Annotated in this window: 2 protein-coding genes; both read right to left on the bottom strand. The window is 56.8% G+C overall.

The window, feature by feature from the left end:
• A partial coding sequence (locus FN633_RS01285) for a Y-family DNA polymerase (RefSeq protein ID WP_481859722.1) occupies window positions 1–488 on the bottom strand: 488 nt, incomplete at its 3' end.
• Window positions 472–912 (bottom strand): LexA family protein, encoded by a 441-nt coding sequence (locus tag FN633_RS01280; protein WP_154056472.1) that lies wholly within the window; start codon window positions 910–912, stop codon window positions 472–474. The genes FN633_RS01285 and FN633_RS01280, both read right to left, overlap by 17 nt.
• Window positions 913–938: the final 26 nt, after the last annotated feature.

The raw sequence follows: 938 nt of genomic DNA, 5'->3' as shown, positions 1-938 counted from the left end.
ACCACACCGCCTGTCTGCGGGCACATTTTAGCGGCCCGGTTCGCCAGCTTGGCCAGCGTCTTGGTCTGTGCAATGCCGACGCCGCACCAGATACGCGTATAGCGCCGGATATTGGTGCGGATCTCCCGGCCAAAATCGGCCAGGTCCCGGCAGTTACGCACGCCCGTCAGATCGCAAAACGCCTCGTCTATGGAGTACACCTCCACGCGCGGGCACATTTCCTCAAGCGTGGTCATGACCCGGTGCGACATATCACCGTACAGCTCATAGTTGCTGGAGAACGCGATCACTGGCTCCGGAAACCGCGCGGCCCTGAGCTGGAACCAGGGCACGCCCATTTTAATTCCCAGACGTTTGGCTTCGGCGCTGCGAGCGATCACGCAGCCATCATTATTCGAGAGCACGACAATCGGCCGGCCAACCAGATCCGGCCGGAACGCTGTCTCGCAGCTCGCATAAAACGAGTTCATGTCAACGAGGGCAAACATGGTTTCGGCGCAGTGTAGTGATGACAGAAATGACAACGCCGACGATTTCTAAACCGTCGGCGTCATAAATTTTTATGGGTGGGTAAGCAGGGTTTTCAGCCACCAGCTGGGCCACCGGGTGAGTCACCAGCCGTTTGACCGTGAACTCCCCGGCGATGTTTGCGACAACAATGTCGCCGTGCTGGGGGTGAATGCTGAAATCAACCAGGAGGTAGGAACCATCGGTGATCCCGGCATTAATCATTGAGTCGCCCGACACGCGGAGCGTGTATGTCGAGGAGGGATGAGGGATTAGTTGAGAAATCAGGTCGATGCCCGATTCGATATAGTCGGCCGCCGGACTGGGGAACCCGGCAGAAATTGTGTCCCCGTAGACGGGGATCTGTACCGGAGTTTCCGGGAAAATAAGACGTTGCAGATGCATATTATTACCTCCTCTGTAAAATACTG

Origin of the sequence: Pseudescherichia vulneris, from assembly GCF_902164725.1 — a bacterium.
Lineage (GTDB): Bacteria > Pseudomonadota > Gammaproteobacteria > Enterobacterales > Enterobacteriaceae > Pseudescherichia > Pseudescherichia vulneris.
Note: the sequence above shows the minus strand (reverse complement) of the source record. Positions and strands in the feature narration are given on the sequence as shown.